The following is a 21,634-nucleotide window of genomic DNA, read 5'->3' on the forward strand; positions in this document are numbered from 1 at the left end:
CGACGTCCCCTCATTCTCCGGGGGAACCGGCGTCGTCGCCGCCCAGGTGGAGGGTGCGGAGGGCGGCGCTGCGGCGCTGCTCCAGGGTGGCCTCCTCCAGCGCGCGGATGGCGGCGTCGCCGAAGCCGTCGGCCGGGTCGTGGCCCAGGCTCGCCAGCAGCTCGCGGACGTACTCGACCTCCAGGCCGCGCCCGCGGATCCGCTCGCCGATCTCCTCGTCCGTCATCGCCCAGCCCTCGTCGTCGCGCCGCATCGGCTTCCCTCGCTCCATGGAGCGCCTGCGCGTTGCGTGCCGGAAGCACGAGGGGCGCGCCCGAAGGCGCGCCCCCGATGTATCGGTGACCGGAGGCTCCGGCCATCAGTGCGCGGCGCGGGTGCCGCCCTGGTGCGGCACGTCGGCCATCATGCGGCGGATCGGGATCACCAGCAGGCCCAGGATGACGGTGGCGGCCATCAGGAAGAGCGTGGTGGTGGTGAAGAGCTTCGGCATCTGCTCCAGCTTCTCGGGGTCCACGTGGCCGCCCACCAGGCCGCCGATCAGGTTGCCCAGCGCCGAGGCCAGGAACCAGATCCCCATCATCTGCCCCACGAACTTGCGCGGCGACAGCTTGGTCATGGACGACAGGCCCACGGGCGACAGGCACAGCTCGCCCACGGTCTGGAAGAAGTAGCTCCCCACCAGCCACATCGGCGAGACCTTGAGCGCGCCGCCGCTGGAGACCACCGCGTTGGCGGCGAAGATCATCATGGCGAAGCCGAGGCCGGCGAAGAACAGCCCCATGGCGAACTTGGCGGGGCTCGACAGGTCGCGGCCGCGCCGCCCCAGCGACACCCACAGCGCGGCGAAGAACGGCGCCAGCAGGATGATGAACAGCGCGTTGATCGACTGGAACCAGGTGGCCGGCACCTCCCACCCGCCGATGTTGCGGTCGGTGAAGTCGGCGGCGAAGAGGTTGAGCGAGGTGGGCGCCTGCTCGAACGCGCTCCAGAAGATGGCGGCGAAGAGGAACAGCACCACGATCACCGCCACCCGCCGCTTCTCGTCGCCGTCCAGCCCGCCGGCCAGGAACACGTAGCCGAAGAAGAGGGCGGCCATGCTGATCATGGCGCCCGTCATGTAGCGGCCGATCACCTGCGCGTCGGGGACGAACACGCCCGCCGCGGCCAGGACGAACGCCAGGACGATGACGCCCAGGCCAGCGGCGAGCCACAGCTTGACGCTCTTCTCCTGCCGCGCCTGCACCGCCGCGTCGGGGTGGCGCGTGGGCTCCATCCCGATGCTCCCCAGCGTCTTGCGCGCGGTGAGCGTGTACACCAGCAGGCCGATCAGCATCCCGAAGCCCGCGGCGGCGAAGCCCGCGTGCCAGTCCACCTTCTCGCCCAGCGCGCCGGTGATGAGGAAGCCCAGGAAGGCGCCCAGGTTGATCCCCATGTAGAAGATGGAGAAGCCCGCGTCGCGCCGCGAGCCGCCCTCGGGGTACAGGTCGCCGACGATGGCCGAGATGTTCGGCTTGAGCAGCCCCGTGCCGAAGACGATGAGGAGGAGGCCCAGGAAGAAGAAGATCTTCCCCCCCGTCCCCTGCCCCGCGAAGCCGGAGAGCCCGATGGAGAAGTGGCCCGAGGTGATGAGGATGGCGCCGATGAGGATGGCGCGGCGGAGCCCCAGCAGCCGGTCGGCCACCCAGCCGCCCGGGAGCGAGGCCAGGTACACGCACGCGCCGTAGATGCCGACGATGGCCGAGGCCTGGTCGCGGTCGAAGCCGAAGCCGCCCCTGGCCAGGGCGGCCGACATGAACAGCACCAGCAGGGGGCGGAGCCCGTAGTACGAGAACCGCTCCCACATCTCGGTGAAGAAGAGCGTCGACAGGCCGCGCGGGTGGCCGAAGAAGGCGGTGTCCTCGCTCGGGGGGCGGGGCGGCGTCCGCGGGCGCTCGAGGACGGCGGCGCCGCCCGACCGCGGGGTCTCCGGGGAATCGATGCTCATGGGCGATTCGGGTGAGGGTGTGCCGGCCGCGCTGACGGGCTCCGGCCGGGTGGACTTCCTTCGCTCGCTCGGGCTGCCGGGGTGAGTCGGAGCCGGTGCGGGCGTGACGGGGCGGCGACGCGGAAAGCGCCGAATCTACGGCGCTTCCGCCGATCCCGCCATATTGCGCGTGGGCCGTCCGGCCGCCAATCTGCGGTCCTCCCGGACGAACGTTCCTTCCAGAGATGGACCGCGGCTACCGCGCATGCGCCCCGAAAGTTCCTCGGCTCCAGCAAGTTCCGTGACCACGGGCGCCGCACCGGGCGCCCCCTTCGCCGCCGAGCTGGCGGCGGCGCTCGCCGCGGCGGCAGGAGCGGCGGCGCTGGTGGCCGCGCGCGCGGGGGCCGACCAGGTGCGCGAGAAGGAGCGCGCCGACCTGGTGACCGCGGTGGACGAGGCGGCGGAGCGGCTGATCGGAGAACGCCTGCGCGCCGCCTTCCCGGACGACCGGCTGGTGGGCGAGGAGCTGTCGTCGGCGGCGGTCGCGGACGGCCGGCGCTGGATCGTGGACCCGGTGGACGGGACCACGAACTTCGTGCACGGGCACCCGTTCGTGGCGGTGAGCATCGCGCTGGCGGACGACGCGGGGCCGGCGGTGGGGGTGGTCCACGCGCCGTTCCTGGGCGAGGTGTTCCACGCGGTGCGCGGCGGCGGCGCCTTCCTGAACGGAGAGCCGATGCGGGTGAGCCGCGTGGACGCCTTCGCCCGCTCGCTGCTGGCGACGGGCTTCCCCTTCAAGCAGGGGAAGGGCGACCTGGACGCCTACATGCTGCTGGTGGCCGACGCGGTGCGCAGCACGCACGACGTGCGGCGCGCCGGGAGCGCGGCGCTGGACCTGGCGTTCGTGGCGGCGGGGCGGGTGGAGGGCTTCTTCGAGGTGGGGCTGGCGCCGTGGGACGTGGCGGCGGGGATGCTGCTGGTGGCCGAGGCGGGCGGCCGCGTCACCGGCTGGCCGGGCGACGCGGAGCCGCCGCTCGCCACGGGACGCATCCTGGCCAGCAACGGCCTGGTGCACGCGGAGCTGGAGGCGCTCGCGGCGCGGCACGTGGGGAAGCTGTGACGGATCGGCGAGGTGCCGATGGAATGCGGGTGAACCCGCGGCAACGACAGCGAAAAGCCCGCCTGCGCGGGCTCGTTCGGTGTGGGGGCGGCTCCGGTGCGTAGAGGCGGCGTCAGGTGCAGGCAGGGCCAATCCCGTGCGCGTCGGCGACCCACGCGGCAGGGTGGGTAGATTCCTCGGTCGCCCCGACCATCGACGCAGCCTCGGGCTCGGCGCGGGGCTCCCTCGGAATGACAGATCGCGGTTGACGTACTTCGTACCTCGTACTTCGTACCTTTCGCACTTTCGTACTTTCGCACTCCCGCACTCCCGCACTCCCGCACTTCCCCTCCGGCACCGTCCCTGCATCTCCGGCGCGCGAGAGAGGCGCAAATCCAATCCGGAGAACCGTATGTCTTCGTTCACGACGTACCTGATCGGGTTCCTGATCCTGGTCATCGGGCTGGCGCTGGCGGCGTACCTGCTGGGGGCGCCCACCACCTGGATCGTGGTGGGAGTGATCGTGCTTCTGGGGATCGGGATCATCACGGCCACCACGCGCACCCGCACGCGCGACCCCGGCGGGCCGCACGGCCCCTACGGCGGCGGGCCCCGCACCTATTGACGGGCGGGCCTCCCCCGCTTCGTTTGACGCGGGTCCACCACGTACACGCGAGGAGGGGGAGATGCCCGAAGGGGTGCCGGTGGAGTATCCGGTCGAGGTGTTCTGGGAGGGCGGGACGCGCTTCCGCGGGGGGCCCGCCGCCGGGCCCACCCTGCTGGTGGACGGCGAGCGCCAGGCCGCCCCCAGCCCCGTCGACGCGCTGGTGGCGGCGCTGGCCTCCTGCTCGGCCGTGGACGTGGTCGAGTACCTGGAGAAGCGCCGCACGCCGCCCGCCTCGCTCTCCGTCTCCGTCCGCTTCTCGCGCGCGCCCGACCCCCCGCGCCGCCTGACCGACGCCCACCTCACCTTCCGCGTGGCCACCACGTCGCCGATCGAGCAGGTGGAGCGCGCCGTCCAGCTCTCGTTCGAGAAGTACTGCTCCGTCGCCGGCTCGCTCGCCCCCGACACGCGCCTGCAGTGGTCGGTGGAGCTGGCGCCGCCCGTGGGTGGGTGAGGGGTCCAGGCATCGGACCCGCGCGAGCCGGCCCGCAGGGTGTCCCGTAGCTCCAGCGGGCGTCTTCAGGCGCCCGCGGCGAGCCCCGCCTTCAGCCGAGCACCACCGCGCCCGCCGTCGCCCCGGCGCCGAAGGAGACCAGCAGCGTGGGGCGCCCGGGGTCGACGCGGCCGGCGGCGAGCGCCTCGTCGAGCGCGATGGGGACCGTGGCCGCGCCGGTGTTGCCGTAGCGGTCCACGTTCACGAACACGCGCTCCATCCCCGTCCCCAGCTCCCGCGCCAGCGCCTCGACGATGCGCAGGTTGGCCTGGTGCGGGACCACGAGGCCGACCTCCTCCATCTCCACTCCGGCGCGCGCCAGCGCGATCCTCGCCTGCTCCGCCATCGTGCGCACGGCGGCGCGGAAGAGCTTCGTCCCCTCCATGCGCAGCAGGTGCGAGCGCTCCTCCAGCACGCCGTGGTCGAACGGCTGCGCCGAGCCGCCCGCGGGGCGCTGGAGCGCGCCCGCCAGCCGCCCGTCCGCCCACCACGAGACGGCGCGCACCGCCAGCGGGCCCGCGCCGCGCGCCAGCACCGCCGCTCCCGCCCCGTCGCCGAAGAGCGGCCCCGTGGCCGGGTCGGCGCGGTCGGTGACGGTGGAGAGCTTCTCCGCGCCCACGACCAGCGCGGCGTCCGCGTCTCCCGCCCGCAGGAGCGCGCGGGCGGCGACGAGCGCGTACGTCCACCCCGCGAAGCCCGCCTCCACGTCGAAGCAGGCGGCGCGAGCGGCGCCGAGCGCGGCCTGCAGCTCGCAGGCGGTGGGCGGGGTGAGGTGGTCGGGGGTGGAGGTGGCGACGACGATCAGGCCGACGTCGTCCGGCGGGAGGGCGGCGGAGGCGAGCGCGGCGCGGCCGGCGTGGAGCGCCATCGCCGCGGTGCCCTCGCCGTCCCCGGCGACGCGGCGCTCGCGGATGCCGGTGCGGCGGACGATCCACGCCTCGTCGACGCCGGCGGCGCGGGCGGCCTCGGCGTTGGCGAGCACGCGGCCCGGGAGGTAGCGGCCCGTGCCCGCGATCCGGACCAGTGCGTCCACGCGGCCGCGGCTAACGGAGCGCGGCGTCCACCATCTGCTCGATGCGGGCGCGGGGGAGGGCGCCGACCTGCGTGTCCACCGCCTGGCCGTTCTTGAAGACCATCAGCGTGGGGATCGAGCGGATGTCGAAGCGCGCGGTCGTGCGCTGGCTGCGGTCGGTGTCGAGCTTGGCCACCAGCACCGTGCCCATGCGCGAGCGCGCCACCTCGTCCAGGAAGGGCGCCATCATCTTGCAGGGGCCGCACCAGTCGGCGTAGAAGTCCACCAGCACGGGCACCTGCGCGTCGGCGATCACCCGGTCGAAGTCGGCGTCGGAGACGTGCACCGGGCGGTCGAGCAGGATCGGCTTGCCGCACTCGCCGCACCTGGGCCGGTCCTGCGCGCGGGCCAGGTCCACGCGGTTGAGCCTGCCGCAGAAGGGGCAGCTCACCGTCACCTTGCGCGAGGTCGTCGTCGCGTCCATCCCCTCCTCCTTCCCGTGAGCTCGACTGCCGCGAACTGCTGACTACCACTACGGGTTTGGGCGTGTCCCTCCGCTGCGCTCCGGGCCGGGCTGCGCGCGCCGTAGGGCACGATACGACCGTGCCCCACGGCGCCGGGCCGCGTTCGCGCCAAACCCCCGGCGCGCCCGCGTCCCGGCCCTCCGGGCGCGCATCCCTCACGCGGGGTTTCGTCGCGCGTGCGCCGCACCGGAAAGGCGGCTAAAGCCGCGGCTACAACTACAGAAAGCCTCGCAAACCCCGCGAGGCTTCAACCGCAAACACCTCGCCCCGGCGCCCGGTTTCGTCGCGCCCAGCGCCGAAGTCCCTCCCCGGGCTGTTCTGGGGGAGGGACCGCGCCTCAGGCGCCAGGGAGAGGGCTCCCACCGTCGCACCGATGCGCTCGAAGCGCACGAATCCTCCCGGACCTCGCAACCAGCACTTCGCACTTCGCACCGCCGTTCACCGCTCCACCGGGAAGTCGTTCCCGCGGCGGCTCCAGTCGGCGAAGGAGGCGTCGTACATCTTCGTCTGGTACCCCAGGTAGCGCGCGACGAAGTAGAGGAAGCTGGCCTGCACGCCGGTGCGGCAGTACGTCACCACCGTGCTCCCCGTCACGGGGGCCACCGGGGTCGCGGCCCGCCGGCGGTTCCCCTCCAGGCGCGCCCGCTCGCGCGCCTCCCGCTCGCGCTCGCGCGTCTCCACCACCGCCTCGGCGGGGTGGGTGGCGCCGGCCAGCTTGAACAGCGCCCGCAGCACGTCGCGGCTGCGCAGCTGGGGGTTCTCGTCGGAGACGATGGTGTTGCGCCAGAACACGTTCTTCGCGCCGGGGATGTGCCCGGGGCGGGTGACGCCGGGCCCCGGCTCGGTGCCCGTGAACTCGGCGGGCGGCCGCGCGTCCAGGATCAGCACCGTGCTGTCGTTCAGGTGGCTCCGCACCCACTCGGCGTCGGCCAGCACCTCGGGGCGCGGGCGGGGCGTGAACGAGCCGCGCTGCACCGTGGGCGCCGCCGTCTCCACCTGGTTGCCCGCCTCGCGCCAGGTCTCCAGCCCGCCGTTCAGCAGGGCCACGCTCGGGTGGCCCAGGTAGTCCAGGGTGAAGAAGGCGCGCGCCGCCGCCAGCCCGTCCAGGTCGCCGTAGAGCACCACGCGCGAGTCGTCGGAGACGCCCGCCGCCTCGAACGCCTCCTCGAGCTGCGCCACGGGGGGCAGCTCGTTGGGCACCCCCTCGCGCTCGGTCACCAGCGACGAGAGCGCGACGAAGCGCGCGCCGGGGATGTGCCCCGCGTCGTAGCTCTGGCGGTCGCGGCCCACGTGCAGCACCACCGTGCCGGGCTCGTTCAGGGTGCGGCTCAGGGTGTTGACGCCCACCAGCAGCTCGCCGCGCACGGGGGGCGGGGGCTGCTGGCGCATGTAGCCCGGGATGAGGCAGCCCGACAGCAGGACCGCGAGCGCCGACACGGCGGCGAGGCTCTTCTTCATTTCCGATCTCCGTGGAAGGTTCTGCTCCGACTATGGAGCCTGGAAGCGCCCGGCGCAACCCGCGGGCCGCCGCGTCCGCATCGCCCGGCCATGCAGGGGAGGATGAATCGGCGGCTCCAACTACAGAAAGCCTCGCCGACCCCGCGAGGCTTCGACCGCGGAAACAACGCGCCGGGACGGTGCATCGGGACGGAGGGCCGGGCGGGATCGCGCGGCGTCCTTGATTCGGCTTTCTTTCGGGGCTAATCTTCACCACGCGCGTCCACCCCGTCCCGCTTCCGTGCCCGTGAGTACGACACCCATGCTCCCCCCTTTCCCCGATGCCGCCCTGCGCGAGGTGCTGGGCGGGTGCGTCGCGGCGTGGGCGCGCGGGGCGGCGGGGGACGGGGAGGCGCGGCTGCTGTACGTGGACGGCTTCGCGGGGGCGGAGCTGCAGTTCGGGAGCGGGGTGGCGCGCGCGGCGGAGGAGGAGACGCGGGCGGCGGCGGCGGTGCGCGCGCTCGACTCGGCGGCCGGCGGCGCGCGGGCGAACGCCGTCCTGGTCGAGGAGGACCCGGCGTACGTGCAGCGCGTCTACGCGGACCTGGAGCGCGTGGCCGGCGGCGAGCGGCTGCGCGCCACGCGCGACTTCGCCTCCCTGGCGGCGGGGGAGGCGGCGCTGGTGGAGGCGGACTTCGCCGCGGTGGCGGCGGAGGTGGCGCGCTTCGCGGACGGGGCGCGCTCGCTCTTCTGGCTGGCGCCGCCCTCGGCGCGCAAGCTCCCCTGGGAGGTGCTCCGCCCGCTGGTGCAGCGCCCGGGCGCGGACGTGCTGCTGCGCCTGCCCGCCGCGGACTTCGAGAAGCAGTCGCGCCACGACAGCCCCGTGGCGGACCTGCCGGGCTTCGTGCGCCGCATCGTCGAGGGGTGCTCGGCCATGCTCGGCGACGCGAAGCACGAGTGGCTCCCGGCCTGGCGCGCGGCGGCCCGGGCCGGCGGCGTCGCGGCGGCGCTCGGCGGCGTGCTCGGCCGCTTCCGCCGGCTGCTGGAGGCCGCGGCGCCCGGCCGCATCGTGAGGTCGGAGGTGCTGGAGGCGGACGGGGCGGCCGCCCACCTCTTCCTGGTCACCTCGGACTCCGCCTTCGCGCTCGCCTTCGAGGCGGCGGCGCGGGGGGAGACCGTCCCCGCCGTCGCCGCCGAATCCGTCCCCCCAGCGGAGCCCGTCCCGCCGGCGGAGGCCGAAGCGCCGGCGGCGGAGGAGCCGCAGCCGGTCTTCGCGCCTGCGGAGTCGGTGGAATCGGCGGAGACGGGGGAATCGGCGAAGATCGCGAGGACCGCGGGGGATTCGCGGGACGCGGGAGATGCGGTCCTCGACCTGTTCCCCGAGATGCTGCCGGCGGGGGAGGAGGAGGCGCCGGCGGGGATCGACCTGGGCGCGCTGGGGGAGTCGCTGGCGGGGCGCTACGCGGGGCGGGCGGTGGCATGGCGCGAGGTGCTGGGCGAGCTGGCCGCCTCCGGCGCGAGCGCGGGCGAGGCGAAGCGCATCCTGGCCGCGCTCAAGCGGAGCGGCCGGGCCGTCTACGGCAACCTGAAGGACGAGGGCGACGAGATCGACTTCCCCAGCGAGCCCGTGGCGCCCCCACCGCGCAAGCGCAAGCGCGCGGCCGGCGACGCGGGGCTGTTCGGGGCGGACGAGTAGGGGCGAGGCATGCCTCGCGCGGGGGCCCTCTCCCCCGCGCGACCCCGGTCGTTCGTTCCTCACGACCAGGGGCCGCGCTCCCCTCTCCCAGACTGCGGGAGAGGGGAAACACCTCGGCGCTTCGCGCGACGAAATCGACTGCGGAGAAAAGAGGGGTTGCGCGGTTGAAGCCTCGCGGGGTCTGCGAGGCTTTCTGCAGTTGTTGCCGCGGCCTTTGCAACGCCGCTCGTGGAACGAGCGAGGGCGGGCGCCCCGGATCCAGGACGCCCGCCTCTGGCCATCGGCTGCCGGAGCCCGATCAGTAGGGCTCGTAGCCGTGGCCGCCCGACGAGCCGTGGCCGTAGCCGCGGAAGTGCCGGCCGGGCTCCACCCCGCCGCCGCGGGCGTTGCGGAACAGGTCGCCGCCGTAGCCGCCGCGGTTGTAGTCGCCCCAGTCGTTGCCGGAGCCGTAGCCGCCGGTGGCGCCGTAGGTGCCGCCGCGGGTGTAGCCGGCTCCGCCGCCCATGTACCCGCCGCCGCCCATCCGCTCGCCCGTGCCGCCGCGGAAGCCGGTGTTCCCGTAGCCGCCCATGCCGCCGGCCATCCCGCGGCCCGAGTAGCCGTGGGTGCCGTAGCCGCCCGACATCCCGCCCTGCATGCCGCCGCGGCCCATGTCGTAGTCGTGGCCGTACCCGCGGTAGCCGCCGCCCCAGTCCTCGCCGCCGCCCCAGTCGTCGCGGGTGTCGCGTTCGCTCCAGTCGCCGCCGCGGCTCCAGCGCGAGCCGCCGCTCCACCCCGGGCTCTCGCGGCCGCCGTAGTCGCCGCGGTCCCAGCCGGTGCGGCCGCTCCAGCTGCCGCCGCGGTCCCAGTCGCGGTCCATGCTCCCGCCGCGGCCGCCCTCCCAGCCGTAGTCGCGGTCGTAGTCGCGGCCGCCGCCGAACCAGCCGCGCACGGTGTCGCCCGCGCGCTCCAGGAAGTTGCGGTCGTCGTAGTCGCGTCCGTAGCCTCGCATTTCTTCCCTCCTTGCCTGCGTTCCGGACTGGATGGCGGCCCCGTTTCCGGGCCGCCCGCCTCACCCCTTTCTCCACAGGGCGGGAGCCGGTGACGGCTGCAAGTCACGGGCCGTTCCGCGCGGGCCGAAACCATTGTCCGGGCGCAAGATAGCGTGCTTTCGACCCCTTCTGCGACGGCTCTCGGGAGCAGGGGTTTCGCGTGCCGCGGGCCGGCGCGAGGGCCCCCGGCACCCGCCGCGTTTGACGCGGGCTCCGCGAGACGTGTATGCTTCGGAGACTCGCGCACTTGCACCTTCCGCCGGCGCCTTCCGCCGGCCCTTTCTCCAGGCGGCGGGCGTCCGGATGACCCTCACCTCCGCGCAGCTCACCACGCTCGAGGCGCTCTGCCGGCGGATGGTCCCCCTGCCGGACGAGCCGGACCCCTCGGCCGCCGCGCTCGCCCGCGCGGTGGAGGCGCGCCTGGCCGGGATGGACCCGGAGCAGGGGCGGCTGGTCGCGCGGCTCCTCGCCGCGCTCGACCACCCGGCCACGGCCGCGCTCACCTGCGGCGTGCCGGTCCGCTTCACCCGCATGGCGGCGGCGCGGCAGGACGCGTGGCTGCGCGGCTGGGAGACGAGCCGCGTCCCCGCACGGCGCACGGTGTTCCAGGCGCTGCGCCGGCTGGTGCTCTCCACCCACTACGCCCGCCCCGCGGCGTTCCCGCGCATGGGCTACCTGGGCCCGCTGCACGAGCGCGGGCCCGCCTTCCCCTGGGAGGGCCCGCTCCCCGGCACGGCGGCGGACGACGAGCCCGTCGCGCGCGAGAGACCCGAGGGCCCGCGCGTGCCGCGCATCGCCCCGCCGCGGCTGGACCCGGTGGCGGACCCCTGGGCGCGCGGAATGACGGAGGGCGCGCGGCTCCCGGCGGACACGCGCGTGCGGGCGGACGTCTGCGTGGTGGGCACCGGCGCGGGGGGCGCGGTGGCGGCGGCGCGGCTGGCCGAGGCGGGGTACGAGGTGGTGGTGCTGGAGGAGGGCGGCTTCTGGCGCGGCGAGGACTTCACCGAGCGCGAGGCCGAGATGACGCCCCTCCTCTACGCCGACGGCGGCGCCCGCGCCACGGACGACCTGGCGGTGCCGATGCTCCAGGGGCGCGGGGTGGGCGGGGGGACCACGGTCAACTGGTTGATCATGCTCCGCACGCCCGGGTGGGTGCTGGAGGAGTGGGCGGCGGAGCACGGGCTGGCCGGCATGTCGGCGGCGGAGCTGGCGCCGGAGTTCGAGCGGGTGGAGGAGGAGACGCACACCCGCGCGGTGCCGGACGACGCGCACAACCCGCCCAACCGGGCGCTGCTGGACGGCGCGCGGGCGCTGGGGTGGAGCGCGCGCGCCGTGCGGATCAACGCGAAGGGGTGCGTGCGCTCGGGCTTCTGCGGGCTGGGGTGCCGCTACGACGCCAGGCAGGGGACGGCGGCCGTGCACGTCCCCGCGGCGCTGGCGGCGGGGGCGCGGCTCTTCACTGACGCGCGGGCGGAGCGGGTGGAGGTGGCGGAGGCCGGCGGGCGGGCGCCGCTCAAGCGCGTCCACGCCGCGGTGCTGGACCGGGCGACGGGGCGGCCGCGCGGGGGGCTGGTGGTCGAGGCGCCGGTCGTCATCCTGGCCGCGGGGGCGGTGGGGACGCCCGCGCTCCTGCAGCGCTCGGGGCTGGGGGGCGGGGGCGTGGGGCGCTTCCTGCGGCTGCACCCGACGACCGTGGTGGCCGGGCGCTACGAGCGGGAGATGTACTGCGCGGGCGGCGTCTCGCTCTCGGCCGTCTGCGACGAGTTCCTGCGCACGGGGGGCGACGCGTACGGCTTCTGGATCGAGTGCCCGCCGTTCTACCCGGCGCTGGCGGCGGTGGCGCTCCCCGGCTTCGGGGCGCCGCACGCGGAGCTGATGGGGCACTTCCGGCAGACGGCGCCCTTCATCGTGCTGGCGCGCGACGGGGCGGACCGGGCGCGGTCGAACGGCGAGGTGGCGGTCAACCGCCGCGGTAGCGTGCGCATCCGCTACCGGCTGGGGCCGCGCGAGCGCGAGCTGCTCCGGCGGGGGATGAAGGCGGCGGCACGCATCCACTTCGCGGCCGGGGCGGCGGAGGCCACGACGGTGCACGTGGACCCGTGCCGGATGACTTCTCCCGCGGAGTTGGCGGGGATCGACCGGCGGCCGGTGGGGCCCAACCAGCTCGGCGTCCTCTCGGCGCACGTGAACGGTACCTGCCGCCTGGGGACCGATCCGGCGACCAGCGGGTGCACGCCGGACGGGGAGCGCCACGGGGTGCCGGGGCTCTACGTGGTGGACGGGTCGATCCTGCCCACGGCGCCGGGGGTGAACCCGCAGGAGACGATCATGGCGCTGGCCTCGGTGCTGGCGGCGCGGATCTCGGCGCGGCACCCGGCCGGGAGGATGGGGAGCGCGGGGACGTTGGCGGCCACGGGGCAGGCTCGGGTCGAAGGCGGCTGAAGCCGCGGCTACGACTACAGAAAGCCTCGCCAGTGAACGTCGGTGCGGACGCGGGTTCGGTGCGTGCGAGGCTTCAACTGCAATGGCAACAGCAACTTCGACGGCTAACGCCAGGGATGACGGTCTACCGGCTGAAGTTCATGTTCGACGCGGGGTCGGGGATCTGCCTGTGGGCGGCGAACGAGGCGGCGCACGGGCGCTTCGGCTACCCCGTGGACGCGGACGCGCTGCCGCTGTCGGAGGGGCTCAGCGCGCGGGTGCAGGCGCTGCTGGAGTGGTACGACCGGAGCATCGACTGGAACGACCCCGGCGGCCCCTCGCCGTGGGACGCGGCGGAGCAGGCGCGCTTCGACGCGGAGGCGCGGGCGGTGCTGGCGGCGCTGCGCGAGGAGCTGGGGGCGGAGTTCGAGGTGGAGGACCGGGCGGGTGAGGACGGGGAATCGTAGGGGCGAGGCATGCCTCGACCGGCGATGCAGGCGCATGCGCGAAAGGCGGCTTCTTGCGCCGATGCCGCCTGGGCTCGGACTCGCAGGCTCGCCCCTACGAAATTCGTCGCCCGGACGAGACCTGCGTGAGGGATGCGCGCCCGGAGGGCCGGGACACGGGCGCCACGGGGTTTGTGGCGAACGTGGCCCGGCGCCGTTGGGCACAGTCGTATCGTGCCCTACGGCGCGCGCAGCCCGGCCCGGAGCGCAGCGGAGGGACACGCCCGAGACCGCAGTGCGAAGTGCTGAGTGCGAAGTGCGAAGTGCCAAACGGAAAGGTCGGGGCGAATGAGCACGGTGATGCGGGAGCGCGCGGCGGAGGCTCCCTCGGCGGAGGAGACGGTGCGCGCGGCGGTGGAGCGGGCGCGGGAGGCCCAGCGCGCCTGGGGGGCGCTCTCCGTGCGCGAGCGCAGCCGGAAGCTGCGGGCGCTGCGCGGCGTGCTGATGCGGCGCATGGACGAGGTGATCGACGTCGTCCACGGCGAGACGGGGAAGCCACGCATCGAGGCGCTGGGGCACGAGGTGATGATCGTGGCCGGGCTGATCAAGGCGTACGAGCGGCGGGCCCCGCGCGTGCTGCGCCCGAAGCGCGTGGGCACCGGCTTCCTGGTGAACAAGTCCGGGCGGAAGTACTACCAGCCCTTCGGCGTGGTGGGCGTCATCTCGCCGTGGAACTTCCCCTTCTCGATGCCCGGCATCCCCGCGGTGAGCGCGCTCTTCGCCGGGAACGCGGTGGTGGTCAAGCCCTCGGAGGTGACGCCCAGGAGCGGGGCGATCCTGCGCGACCTGGCGCGCGAGGCGATCCCCGACCACCCCGAGATCGTGCAGGTGGTGGAGGGCGCGGGCGAGGTGGGGGCGGCGCTGGTGGCCGCGGGGGTGGACAAGATCGCCTTCATCGGCTCGCCGCGGACGGGGCGGCGGGTGATGGCGGCGGCGGCGGAGACGCTCACCCCCGTGGTGATGGAACTGGGCGCCAACGACGTGGCCATCGTCTGCGAGGACGCGGACCTGGAGCGCGCGGCCGCCGGCGTGGTGTGGGGCGCCATGTCGAACGCGGGCCAGGTGTGCATGTCCACCGAGCGTGCCCTGGTGCCGGAGCGCGTCTACGACCGCTTCGCGTCGGCGGTGGAGGCGGAGATGCGCAGGCTCCGCGTCGCTTCCTCGGCCCAGGCGAAGGGGGAGGAGTACGACGTGGGGCGGCTCATCTTCCGGCCGCAGCGCGAGGTGATCGAGCGGGTGGTGGAGGACGCGCGGGAGCGGGGCGCGCGCGTGGTGGTCGGCGGCGAGCTGCTGAGCGAGGAGGGGCCGGTCTGGGCGCCCACGCTGATCGTGGACGCCACGCCGGAGATGGAGCTGAACCGCGGCGAGACCTTCGGCCCCGTGCTCCCGCTGATCCGCGTGCGCGACGAGGACGAGGCGGTGCGCCTGGCCAACGCCGGCTCGTTCGGGCTGAACGCCAGCGTGTGGACCAGGAGCCGCTCGCGCGGGCGGCGGATCGCGCGGCGGCTGGCGGCGGGGATGGTGATGGTCAACGACGTGCTGATCAACTTCGGGATCCCCGAGCTGCCGTACGGGGGGGTGAAGGAGAGCGGCTTCGGGCGGATGATGGGCGACGAGGGGCTGCTGGAGTTCTCGGTGGTGAAGGCGGTCGCCGAGACGCGCGTGGCGCTCCCGCGCGAGATCGTCTGGTTCCCCTACCGCCCGAAGCAGTACGAGCTGCTCCGCCGCCTGGCCAAGACGGTGTTCGGGACCCGCTGGCGCTGAGAGGTGTGGGTGCTTGCGAATGATACGTCGGACGCCTGAGATTTAGAGAACCCGTGCCGCGAGGACGAAATGAGTGAAATTGGAGTCAAGGAGAAGGTGCGCAGGCTGGCGGACGCGCTGCCCGAAGATGCCACCTGGGACGACGTCATGTACGAGATCTACGTCCGCCAGGCGGTGGAGGCCGGCTTGGCGGATGCTGCCGCTGGTCGTGTCACTCCCGTGGAGGATGTGCGCGAAAGCTTCGGATTGCCGCGGTGAAGGTCGTCTGGTCTGATACGGCGCTTGCCCAGCTCCGCGCGATTCACGCGTACATCGCTCAGAACTCGGAGCGTTACGCGCAACGAACCGTTGATCGTTTGACGAATCGGACGAAGCAGATCGCGCAGTTCCCGCGGTCCGGCCGCGTTGTGCCCGAGTTCGAGTCGGAGGATATTCGCGAGTTGATCGAGGGCCATTATCGTCTCATCTACGAAATCCAGCCCCGTCAAATCGTAATCGCCGCTGTAGTGCATACGGCGGCAAGCACACGCTGGCTGTGACTGCCATAGCGGTTGCGCTCTTACATCCTGCTCGCGCCGCTGGTCTTTCTCGTCCACGACGCGGAGGTGGTGATGAAGGCCATCACTGAGACGCGCGTGGCGCTCCCGCGCGAGATCGTCTGGTTCCCCTACCGCCCGAAGCAGTACGAGCTGCTCCGCCGCCTGGCGAAGACAGTGTTCGGGACCCGGTTCGGCGGTGGAGGTGGGCGCGGATGAGTAAGGCATTCGACGCCGTCAGGTCGGTGCGCGAAATCCGGGATGCCATCTATGAGGAGACGAAGTCGATGACGCCCGAGCAGTATCAGGCGTACATCGAGCGCAGGGCGGCACAGGCGCGCGAACAGGCGGCGCGACTCCTCCGTGAGCGCCGCCTGGGGAAGACGGTATTCGGGACCCGCCGGCGCGGTAACGGCGGTTGAGCCGGTCGACGACGCGGGTTCAGCGTCGGCCGGTGCACCGCTCGCCCCGGGATGGGGGTGGTGGGGGGCGTCGATGGACGTTCCTCCTCGTCGCCCGGGCCTGTCTCTGGGCGCTCGGCCTGGCCGTCTCGGCGCTCGCGCTCGCTCGCGCGGCGCTGGCGCCGGACCCCGCGACTCCCGCCGGCACCCGCGTGGCGCTCGCGCAGCTGGCGCACCTGGGGCGCGGGCTGGAGGCGCGCGCCGACGAGATGCAGGAGTACTTCCCGGAGGGCCGGGTCTTCACGCTCGCCCTGTACGGGCTCGCCTGGGTCGACGTGGGGCGCGCGGCGACGGACCAGGCCACGCGCGAGCGCGCCCTGGCCGAGGCGCGCCGCGCGCTGGCGCTGGCGGAGGCGCCGCGCTCGCTGGAGCCGTTCGGGCCGGCAGGCGGGCTCCCCTTCGGGATGTTCTACGAGGGGTGGACCGGCCACCTGCGCGCCGGGACCCTCCACCTGGCGGGCGGCGCGGCCGGGGACGGTGCGTTCCGCGCGACGTGCGAGCGCCTGGACGCCGCCTTCCGGGGCCACGGCCCGTGGGTGGATTCCTACCCGGGCGCGGCGTGGCCGGGCGACAACGCGGTGGGGGCGGCGGTGCTCCGCTCCTGCGGCACCCTGCTCGACCCGCGCTACGCCCGCGCGGCCGAGGCGTGGCTGCGCGCGGCGCTGGCGCGGGCCGACCCCGCGAGCGGCCTCCTTCCGTTCGACGACCGGTCGCGGCGGCCGCGGGGCTCCTCCACCGCGCTGATGATCCGCTTCGTCTACGAGATCGACCCCGGCGTGGCGGCGGCGCACTTCGGCGCGTTCGAGCGGCTGTTCGCCACGCGGCTGGCCGGGCTCCTCCCGGCGGCGCGGGAGTACCCCCGCGGCGTCGACGGGCGCGGCGACGTGGACTCGGGGCCGGTGGTGCTGGGCGTGAGCGCGCCGGCGTCGCTGGTGGGCATCGCGGCGGCGCGGATCGTGGGGCGCGAAAGGGCGGCGGCCGACCTGCGGGCGACGCCGGAGGTGCTCGGGCTCCCGGTGCAGTGGCGCGGGCAGCGGTCGTACGGGTTCGGACGCATGCCGGTGGCCGATGCGTTCCTGGCGTGGGCGTCGGTCGTCCGCCCGTGGAACGTCCCCCCGGCCGCTCCTTCCTCCGCGTCGCCGTTCGCCGGGTGGCGGCGGATCTGGATTCTGCTCTGGGGCTCCGTCCTGCTGCTCTGCCTGTTCCGGCTCGTGGTACTCTTCAGGCGAGCCGGGAAGCCGCGGCCGGCCCGCTCGCGACACGACGGCGCCGAGTCGAGCTCATAGCACGAGGTATGGGTCGCTCATGAATGACGGAGACTGGCTTCAAGGAGAAGGCGCGCAGGCTGGTGGACTCGCTCCCCGAGAACGCCACCTGGGACGATCTGATGTACGCGATCTACGTCCGTCAGGTGGTGGAGGCCGGGCTGGCGGACGCCGCCGCCGGACAGACGACACCGGTGGCAGACGTGCGCGAAAGCTTGGGATTGCACTGATCCGGTTCCCCCGCCCGTGACGCTGCGCGCCTGCATCCTGCTCACGCCGCTGGTCTTTCTCGTCCACGACGCGGAGGAGGTGGCGACGGTCGCCGCCTGGACGCGCGCGCACCGCGACCTGGTCCCGGCCTTCGCCCGCGGCCTCCTGCCCATCCACACCGGCCAGTTCGCCGCGGCGGTGGCGCTGCTCTTCGCCGTGTTCCTCGCCGTATCGCTGCTGGCGGCGCGCGAGCGGACGCCGGGGACCGCCACGAGGGTCTGGCTGCTCCTCCTGGCCATGCTCTTCGCCAACGCGCTCACCCACGCCGCGCAGGCCGTCTACGCCGGCGGCTACGTGCCCGGGCTGGCCACGGCGCTCGGCGTCGTCGTCCCGTTCGGGGTGCTGGCGGGGCGGCGCGCGCTCGCCGACGGGCTGGCGAGCAAGCGGGCGGTCGTCCCGCTGGTGGCGGCCGGGCTCCTGCTGCAGGCGCCCGCCGTCGTCCTCGCGCTGCTGTTCGGCCGCTCCGCCGGCTGACGTTCGAGCGTCCGTTTCATTCCGCGGCGCCGGGACCGCTCTTAGCTTCGGGACGAGTCGTCAGCCCACCCCGTCCCGGCCGGAGCCGCCGCCATGGAGATCACCGCCGTCGAGCCGTTCCTGGCCTACCTGGAGAGCGTCCGCGGCCGCACGCGGCGGGTGGTGCGCTGCATCCCGCCGGAGCGGGTGGAGTGGACGCACCGCGAGGGCGCCTTCACGCTGGGCGACCTGGTGCGCCACCTGGCGGCGATCGAGCGGTGGATGTTCGCCGAGAACGTGGCGGGCCGGCCCAGCCGCTACCCCGGCCACGGCCGCGAGCTGACCGACGGCCACGCGGGGGTGCTCGCCTACTTCGAGCGCATGCACGCCGAAGCGGTGGAGATCTTCGGCGCGCTCACGCCGGACGACCTGGCGCGCCCCTGCACCACGCCGGCGGGGGCGGAGATCGCCACCTGGAAGTGGCTGCGGGCGATGGTGGAGCACGAGGTCCACCACCGCGGGCAGATCTACCTGATGCTGGGGATGCTGGGCGTGCCCACCCCGCCGATGTACGGCCTCACCTCCGAGGAAGTGTTCCAGCGGAGCGTCCACGAGTGACCCGTGCACCCGGATCGGGCACACATCCTGCAAGATGCCCCGGGTGCGAGCAAAGCCGTCTGGGTGGGGCGGCGGAGCCCGCGAAACGGACGAAGAGGCGCGAGGAAACTCGCGCCTCTTCGTCTTTCAGTGCGAAGTGCGGGGTGCGAAGTGCGAAGTGCGCGGCAACAGCCGGTTACAGTTGATCGTGCTCGTCCGGCTCCACGTCCGGCACCTGGGTGAGCGCCGCGTCGTACCTCGCCCGGCTTTCGCGGCGGGCGCGCTCCCGGCGGATTTTCTCCACGACGGCAGTCACGATGAACCGATCGACGGAGATCCCCTCCTGTGCGGCCAACTCCCTGACGCGCTCGTGCAGGCTGTCGGGAAAGCGCAATCGAATCGTGCTCATGCTCCGATAGTTGATCCGTTTGTCGCTGTCGTACTCACGTACTTTCGTACTCTCGTACTCCCTACCGCCGCCCGATCACGCTCAGCAGGTCGTCCATCGCCAGGGAGCAGCCGCGGGCCTCAGCGCCGCGCGCGCGGCCGAGCACGCGGAAACCGCCGGGCTCGGTGACGCCCAGGTCGGCGGTCTGGATCGCCATCACCGAGTCGAGGTTGGCCAGGTCCCAGTGGCGCAGCACGCCCACCTCGCCGTGGGGGAGGGCGCCGAGCGTCTCGGGGTCGGCGGCCTGGGTGCGCACCCAGGGCGGGCCGGCGTGCAGGCGCTCCGACGGCGGCCCCGCGCGGCCGGCCGTGCCGTCGTAGAACTGCGAGCTCATCTCCGTCATCCCGTACTCGTTCACGCACCACGCGGGCGCGATCCCCAGCCGGTCCTCGATCATCCCGTACAGCTCCTCGCGCCCGACCTCGCGCGAGCGGCCCTTGAAGCCGCCGGTGTCCATCACCCGCGAGCCCGGCGGGAGGCGGAAGCGCCCGCCGCCGGCCGGCAGCGCGTCGAGCCAGTGCACGAGCGCGAACGCCGTCCCCAGCACGCAGACGGGCTCGCCGGCGGCCTCGGCCTCGCCGAGCGCCGCGCCCAGCCGCTCCTCCGCGATCCCGCCCTCGGGCGAGACGTACCAGCCGCTTGCCGCGGTCCCGAACGCGCGGACGACCTCGCCGGCCATGTGCGAGAGCGAAGAGTCGGGGAGCTCGTCCGGGCGGGGGACCAGGGAGACGAAGCGCGGGCGGGCGCCGTCGGGGAGGAGGTGCGCGGAGAAGCCGGCGCGCAGCGCGGCGTCGTAGAGCGCCAGGCCCGGCATGTAGTGAACGCCGCGGCGCCCGGGGCCGGCGGTGGTGCCGCTGGTGCGGAAGACCTTCGCGCGCGCCGGGTCGCCGCACACCAGGGCGGCGGCCTTGAACGCGTCGGTGGGGACGGCGGGGACGTCGGTCCAGTGCCCCACCGTCCCGGGCGTGGCGCCGCGGCGGTCGCACCAGGCGCGGTACGGCGCGTTGCAGCCGTACTGGTGCGCGAACACGGCGCGGGCGAGCGCGTCGAACTCCGCGTCGTCCAGCGGCGCCCCCGCCCCGGCGGCGATGCGCGCCAGGAGCCGGGCCTCCAGGTCGTCCCTGCGCAGACCGGTCATCCGCGGGCGAATGAATTCGCGGCAACGGCCACACGAAGTCCGCCTTCGCGGACTGCCGCCCATGGCGCATGCCGCGGGTCGGACGCGCGCATCAGGGTTCGCGTCCCTCGACTCCTACCAGCCCATCCGCTCGCGCAGGCGGGTGATGTGCGCGACGTGGTGGCGGGCGTGCCAGGCGTAGAGCGCGAGCGTGCGCTCCAGGGAGATCTCGCCCCACTCGGGGTGCCGGAAGGTCTTCGCCCAGTCGGCGTCGCCGAGCGAGCGCAGCAGGACCAGCCAGCGCCGGTGCAGCGCGTCCAGCAGCGCCAGCGAGACCTCGGGCGGCGTGTCGCGCGAGTCGGCCAGCTCCGCCCAGCGCGCCTCGTCGTACGTCTTGATGGCCGGCGAGTCTTCGGTGAGCGCCAGCTTCATGCGCACGTAGGCGTTCAGGTGGCTGTCGGGGACGTGGTGCAGCACCTGGCGCACCGTCCAGCCGCCCTCGCGGTACGGGGTGTCGAGCCGCTCGTCACCGAGCCCCGCCACGGCCTCGCGCAGGCGGGCCGGCGCCTCGGCCAGCTGCTCAATGCACTCGCGCCGCCGCTCGGGGGTGACCTCCTCCGCCGCGTCGAACCTGCCGACCGGGTAGCGCAGGTCGTCGTCCATCGTCCGCCTCCGTCGCCGTGGGTGGGGACCGCTCGTGGCGGCCACAAGCTACGCGCGCCGGGCGCCCGGCGCGAGGCGCGCGGGACGTGGCCTCTTGCGGAAAACTTTTATTCCGTTAAAATATCCGCACCTGCCCGAGCTTTCGTTCCCCCCGGAGACATCGACATGCCCACCCGCTCGCGAGCCGCGAAATGGCTCGCCGTGCCCACGCTCGTGCTTCTCGGCGCCTGCGTGGACCGCAACCCGCTCGCACCCGAAGCGCCCATCGATGCCAGCGCGGCCCTGGTCGAGTGCCGCGTGAGCGTGGCGCAGGCCAGCATGTCGTGCGCCCCGCTCGCCCCGCCGTCCACCTCCAGCGGCGCGCGGGCCGACCGTGTGGTCGGCGGGCAGGAGGTCTACGTGAAGCTCGCCAGCGCGGGGACCGGCTGGGACCCGGAGAGCGAAATCCTGCGGAGCAGCGTCACGCTGCAGAACCTCCTGCGGCAGAGCATGGGGACCGTGGACGGGACCACCGTGGCGGGGGTGAAGGTGTTCTTCCACACCGGCCCCACGGTGACCGCCGGGACCGGGACGGTGACGGTGGCCAACCCCGACGGGACCGGCACCTTCCTCGGCGGGACGCAGGAGTTCTTCCTCTACGGCGAGATCCTCTCCCCGTACCAGGTCTCGTCCGCCAAGCTCTGGCAGTTCCACGTGCCGAGCACGGTGCAGTCGTTCGTCTTCACCGTCTACGTCTCGGCTCCGCTGGTGGACGAGAGCGGCACCCTGCTGGACCGGGTGTGGAACGGCGGCGTGGACGGCGACTGGCAGAACGCCGCCAACTGGCAGGGCGGCGTGGCGCCCGATTCCCAGGCCGTGGTGGCGATCCCCGGCAGCACGCTCGTGGCCGGCCCCAACCAGCCCGGGCTCTCGGCGGACGCGCGGGTGCTGCACCTGCGGGTGGGCGCCGGCAGCACGCTGGGGCTCAACTCGTTCACGCTGGAGGCCCGCGGCAACGTGGACGCCGTGGGCGCCGTCGGCGGCGGCACGCTGAAGATGAGCGGCGCGGACGCGCTGCTCGGGGGCAGCGTGGCCGCGCTGGAGGTGGCCGGCAGCACCTCGCTGCAGGGCGCCACGAAGGCCGCCGGGGCCGTCACGGTCACGGGAAGCCTCACCACCAACGGCAACGCGCTCACCATCTCCATCCCCTGATCTCATTGGGAGCCTGGCGGGAC

25 protein-coding genes are annotated in these 21,634 nt (G+C 74.0%); 16 read left to right on the top strand and 9 right to left on the bottom strand.

The window, feature by feature from the left end:
* Positions 1–10 precede the first annotated feature (10 nt).
* Positions 11–271, bottom strand: a complete 261-nt coding sequence (locus VF746_11250; GenBank protein ID HEX8692989.1) for a hypothetical protein — start codon at positions 269–271, stop codon at positions 11–13.
* An 87-nt stretch (positions 272–358) separates the two neighbouring features.
* Positions 359–1,984 (bottom strand): peptide MFS transporter, encoded by a 1,626-nt coding sequence (locus tag VF746_11255; GenBank protein HEX8692990.1) that lies wholly within the window; start codon positions 1,982–1,984, stop codon positions 359–361.
* Between the two features lie 280 nt (positions 1,985–2,264).
* Here VF746_11255 and VF746_11260 point away from each other — a divergent pair, with 280 nt between their 5' ends.
* From VF746_11260 to VF746_11270, 3 genes are all read left to right on the top strand, one after another.
* Positions 2,265–3,083 (top strand): inositol monophosphatase family protein, encoded by an 819-nt coding sequence (locus VF746_11260; protein ID HEX8692991.1) that lies wholly within the window; start codon positions 2,265–2,267, stop codon positions 3,081–3,083.
* A gap of 391 nt (positions 3,084–3,474) precedes the next feature.
* Entirely contained in the window at positions 3,475–3,687 is a 213-nt protein-coding gene (locus tag VF746_11265) for a hypothetical protein (GenBank protein ID HEX8692992.1), read from the top strand.
* A 61-nt stretch (positions 3,688–3,748) separates the two neighbouring features.
* Positions 3,749–4,180, top strand: a complete 432-nt coding sequence (locus tag VF746_11270; GenBank protein ID HEX8692993.1) for an OsmC family protein — start codon at positions 3,749–3,751, stop codon at positions 4,178–4,180.
* A 91-nt stretch (positions 4,181–4,271) separates the two neighbouring features.
* Here the strand turns inward: VF746_11270 and VF746_11275 are convergent, their stop codons facing one another.
* From VF746_11275 to VF746_11285, 3 genes are all read right to left on the bottom strand, one after another.
* Positions 4,272–5,252 carry a ketoacyl-ACP synthase III gene (locus VF746_11275; GenBank protein ID HEX8692994.1) on the bottom strand — a complete coding sequence of 327 codons (981 nt, stop codon included), beginning with the start codon at positions 5,250–5,252 and terminating at the stop codon, positions 4,272–4,274.
* A 10-nt stretch (positions 5,253–5,262) separates the two neighbouring features.
* Positions 5,263–5,715, bottom strand: coding sequence for a thioredoxin TrxC (gene trxC, locus VF746_11280; GenBank protein HEX8692995.1), 453 nt, complete (start codon positions 5,713–5,715; stop codon positions 5,263–5,265).
* 478 nt (positions 5,716–6,193) lie between these two features.
* Positions 6,194–7,213: a sulfurtransferase gene (locus VF746_11285; protein HEX8692996.1), complete on the bottom strand. Its 1,020-nt coding sequence runs from the start codon at positions 7,211–7,213 to the stop codon at positions 6,194–6,196.
* A 301-nt stretch (positions 7,214–7,514) separates the two neighbouring features.
* Between VF746_11285 and VF746_11290 the strand changes: the two genes are divergently transcribed.
* Positions 7,515–8,888, top strand: coding sequence for a hypothetical protein (locus tag VF746_11290; GenBank protein ID HEX8692997.1), 1,374 nt, complete (start codon positions 7,515–7,517; stop codon positions 8,886–8,888).
* A gap of 298 nt (positions 8,889–9,186) precedes the next feature.
* Here VF746_11290 and VF746_11295 read toward each other — a convergent pair whose 3' ends face one another.
* The gene (locus VF746_11295) at positions 9,187–9,879 is read right to left on the bottom strand and encodes a hypothetical protein (GenBank protein HEX8692998.1); all 693 of its coding nucleotides are present in this window, start codon (positions 9,877–9,879) and stop codon (positions 9,187–9,189) included.
* A gap of 343 nt (positions 9,880–10,222) precedes the next feature.
* Here VF746_11295 and VF746_11300 point away from each other — a divergent pair, with 343 nt between their 5' ends.
* The 11 genes from VF746_11300 (at position 10,223) to VF746_11350 (ending at position 18,213) form a co-directional block, all read left to right on the top strand.
* Entirely contained in the window at positions 10,223–12,361 is a 2,139-nt protein-coding gene (locus VF746_11300; protein HEX8692999.1) for a GMC family oxidoreductase N-terminal domain-containing protein, read from the top strand.
* A 116-nt stretch (positions 12,362–12,477) separates the two neighbouring features.
* Complete coding sequence (locus tag VF746_11305; protein ID HEX8693000.1) at positions 12,478–12,807, top strand: hypothetical protein; 330 nt, start codon at positions 12,478–12,480, stop codon at positions 12,805–12,807.
* 327 nt (positions 12,808–13,134) lie between these two features.
* Positions 13,135–14,610 carry an aldehyde dehydrogenase family protein gene (locus VF746_11310; GenBank protein HEX8693001.1) on the top strand — a complete coding sequence of 492 codons (1,476 nt, stop codon included), beginning with the start codon at positions 13,135–13,137 and terminating at the stop codon, positions 14,608–14,610.
* A gap of 96 nt (positions 14,611–14,706) precedes the next feature.
* Positions 14,707–14,868 carry a hypothetical protein gene (locus VF746_11315; GenBank protein ID HEX8693002.1) on the top strand — a complete coding sequence of 54 codons (162 nt, stop codon included), beginning with the start codon at positions 14,707–14,709 and terminating at the stop codon, positions 14,866–14,868.
* The gene (locus tag VF746_11320; protein ID HEX8693003.1) at positions 14,865–15,149 is read left to right on the top strand and encodes a type II toxin-antitoxin system RelE/ParE family toxin; all 285 of its coding nucleotides are present in this window, start codon (positions 14,865–14,867) and stop codon (positions 15,147–15,149) included. Before VF746_11315 ends, VF746_11320 begins: the two co-directional genes overlap by 4 nt.
* Positions 15,150–15,221: 72 nt before the next feature.
* Entirely contained in the window at positions 15,222–15,365 is a 144-nt protein-coding gene (locus VF746_11325; GenBank protein ID HEX8693004.1) for a hypothetical protein, read from the top strand.
* Positions 15,362–15,568 (top strand): hypothetical protein, encoded by a 207-nt coding sequence (locus tag VF746_11330; GenBank protein HEX8693005.1) that lies wholly within the window; start codon positions 15,362–15,364, stop codon positions 15,566–15,568. The genes VF746_11325 and VF746_11330 overlap by 4 nt, the downstream gene beginning before the upstream one ends.
* 32 nt (positions 15,569–15,600) lie before the next feature.
* The gene (locus VF746_11335) at positions 15,601–16,893 is read left to right on the top strand and encodes a hypothetical protein (GenBank protein ID HEX8693006.1); all 1,293 of its coding nucleotides are present in this window, start codon (positions 15,601–15,603) and stop codon (positions 16,891–16,893) included.
* A 23-nt stretch (positions 16,894–16,916) separates the two neighbouring features.
* Positions 16,917–17,102: a hypothetical protein gene (locus tag VF746_11340; GenBank protein ID HEX8693007.1), complete on the top strand. Its 186-nt coding sequence runs from the start codon at positions 16,917–16,919 to the stop codon at positions 17,100–17,102.
* 16 nt (positions 17,103–17,118) lie between these two features.
* Positions 17,119–17,616: an HXXEE domain-containing protein gene (locus VF746_11345; GenBank protein HEX8693008.1), complete on the top strand. Its 498-nt coding sequence runs from the start codon at positions 17,119–17,121 to the stop codon at positions 17,614–17,616.
* Positions 17,617–17,709: 93 nt separating this feature from the next.
* Positions 17,710–18,213 carry a DinB family protein gene (locus tag VF746_11350; GenBank protein ID HEX8693009.1) on the top strand — a complete coding sequence of 168 codons (504 nt, stop codon included), beginning with the start codon at positions 17,710–17,712 and terminating at the stop codon, positions 18,211–18,213.
* A gap of 175 nt (positions 18,214–18,388) precedes the next feature.
* Here the strand turns inward: VF746_11350 and VF746_11355 are convergent, their stop codons facing one another.
* The 3 genes from VF746_11355 to bstA all read right to left on the bottom strand — a co-directional run bounded on the left by VF746_11355 (position 18,389) and on the right by bstA (position 20,420).
* Positions 18,389–18,601: a toxin-antitoxin system HicB family antitoxin gene (locus tag VF746_11355; protein ID HEX8693010.1), complete on the bottom strand. Its 213-nt coding sequence runs from the start codon at positions 18,599–18,601 to the stop codon at positions 18,389–18,391.
* A gap of 61 nt (positions 18,602–18,662) precedes the next feature.
* Complete coding sequence (locus tag VF746_11360; protein HEX8693011.1) at positions 18,663–19,778, bottom strand: hypothetical protein; 1,116 nt, start codon at positions 19,776–19,778, stop codon at positions 18,663–18,665.
* Between the two features lie 114 nt (positions 19,779–19,892).
* Complete coding sequence (gene bstA, locus VF746_11365; protein ID HEX8693012.1) at positions 19,893–20,420, bottom strand: bacillithiol transferase BstA; 528 nt, start codon at positions 20,418–20,420, stop codon at positions 19,893–19,895.
* A 165-nt stretch (positions 20,421–20,585) separates the two neighbouring features.
* On the opposite strand from bstA, the gene VF746_11370 reads away from it, so the two are divergent.
* Positions 20,586–21,611, top strand: coding sequence for a hypothetical protein (locus VF746_11370; GenBank protein ID HEX8693013.1), 1,026 nt, complete (start codon positions 20,586–20,588; stop codon positions 21,609–21,611).
* Positions 21,612–21,634 lie beyond the last annotated feature (23 nt).

This window comes from Longimicrobium sp., from assembly GCA_036389795.1.
Taxonomy (GTDB): domain Bacteria; phylum Gemmatimonadota; class Gemmatimonadetes; order Longimicrobiales; family Longimicrobiaceae; genus Longimicrobium.

Excerpts from the sequence above, each read along its gene's own strand:
- VF746_11325 (HEX8693004.1), top strand. The coding sequence starts at position 15,222 with ATGAAGGCCATCACTGAGACGCGCGTGGCGCTCCCGCGCGAGATCGTC.
- VF746_11310 (HEX8693001.1), top strand. The coding sequence starts at position 13,135 with ATGAGCACGGTGATGCGGGAGCGCGCGGCGGAGGCTCCCTCGGCGGAG.
- VF746_11250 (HEX8692989.1), bottom strand. The coding sequence starts at position 271 with ATGGAGCGAGGGAAGCCGATGCGGCGCGACGACGAGGGCTGGGCGATG.
- VF746_11300 (HEX8692999.1), top strand. The coding sequence starts at position 10,223 with ATGACCCTCACCTCCGCGCAGCTCACCACGCTCGAGGCGCTCTGCCGG.
- VF746_11305 (HEX8693000.1), top strand. The coding sequence starts at position 12,478 with ATGACGGTCTACCGGCTGAAGTTCATGTTCGACGCGGGGTCGGGGATC.
- VF746_11290 (HEX8692997.1), top strand. The coding sequence starts at position 7,515 with ATGCTCCCCCCTTTCCCCGATGCCGCCCTGCGCGAGGTGCTGGGCGGG.
- VF746_11255 (HEX8692990.1), bottom strand. The coding sequence starts at position 1,984 with ATGAGCATCGATTCCCCGGAGACCCCGCGGTCGGGCGGCGCCGCCGTC.
- trxC (HEX8692995.1), bottom strand. The coding sequence starts at position 5,715 with ATGGACGCGACGACGACCTCGCGCAAGGTGACGGTGAGCTGCCCCTTC.
- VF746_11285 (HEX8692996.1), bottom strand. The coding sequence starts at position 7,213 with ATGAAGAAGAGCCTCGCCGCCGTGTCGGCGCTCGCGGTCCTGCTGTCG.
- VF746_11350 (HEX8693009.1), top strand. The coding sequence starts at position 17,710 with ATGGAGATCACCGCCGTCGAGCCGTTCCTGGCCTACCTGGAGAGCGTC.
- VF746_11295 (HEX8692998.1), bottom strand. The coding sequence starts at position 9,879 with ATGCGAGGCTACGGACGCGACTACGACGACCGCAACTTCCTGGAGCGC.
- VF746_11355 (HEX8693010.1), bottom strand. The coding sequence starts at position 18,601 with ATGAGCACGATTCGATTGCGCTTTCCCGACAGCCTGCACGAGCGCGTC.
- VF746_11370 (HEX8693013.1), top strand. The coding sequence starts at position 20,586 with ATGCCCACCCGCTCGCGAGCCGCGAAATGGCTCGCCGTGCCCACGCTC.
- VF746_11330 (HEX8693005.1), top strand. The coding sequence starts at position 15,362 with ATGAGTAAGGCATTCGACGCCGTCAGGTCGGTGCGCGAAATCCGGGAT.
- bstA (HEX8693012.1), bottom strand. The coding sequence starts at position 20,420 with ATGGACGACGACCTGCGCTACCCGGTCGGCAGGTTCGACGCGGCGGAG.
- VF746_11340 (HEX8693007.1), top strand. The coding sequence starts at position 16,917 with ATGACGGAGACTGGCTTCAAGGAGAAGGCGCGCAGGCTGGTGGACTCG.
- VF746_11265 (HEX8692992.1), top strand. The coding sequence starts at position 3,475 with ATGTCTTCGTTCACGACGTACCTGATCGGGTTCCTGATCCTGGTCATC.
- VF746_11360 (HEX8693011.1), bottom strand. The coding sequence starts at position 19,778 with ATGACCGGTCTGCGCAGGGACGACCTGGAGGCCCGGCTCCTGGCGCGC.
- VF746_11270 (HEX8692993.1), top strand. The coding sequence starts at position 3,749 with ATGCCCGAAGGGGTGCCGGTGGAGTATCCGGTCGAGGTGTTCTGGGAG.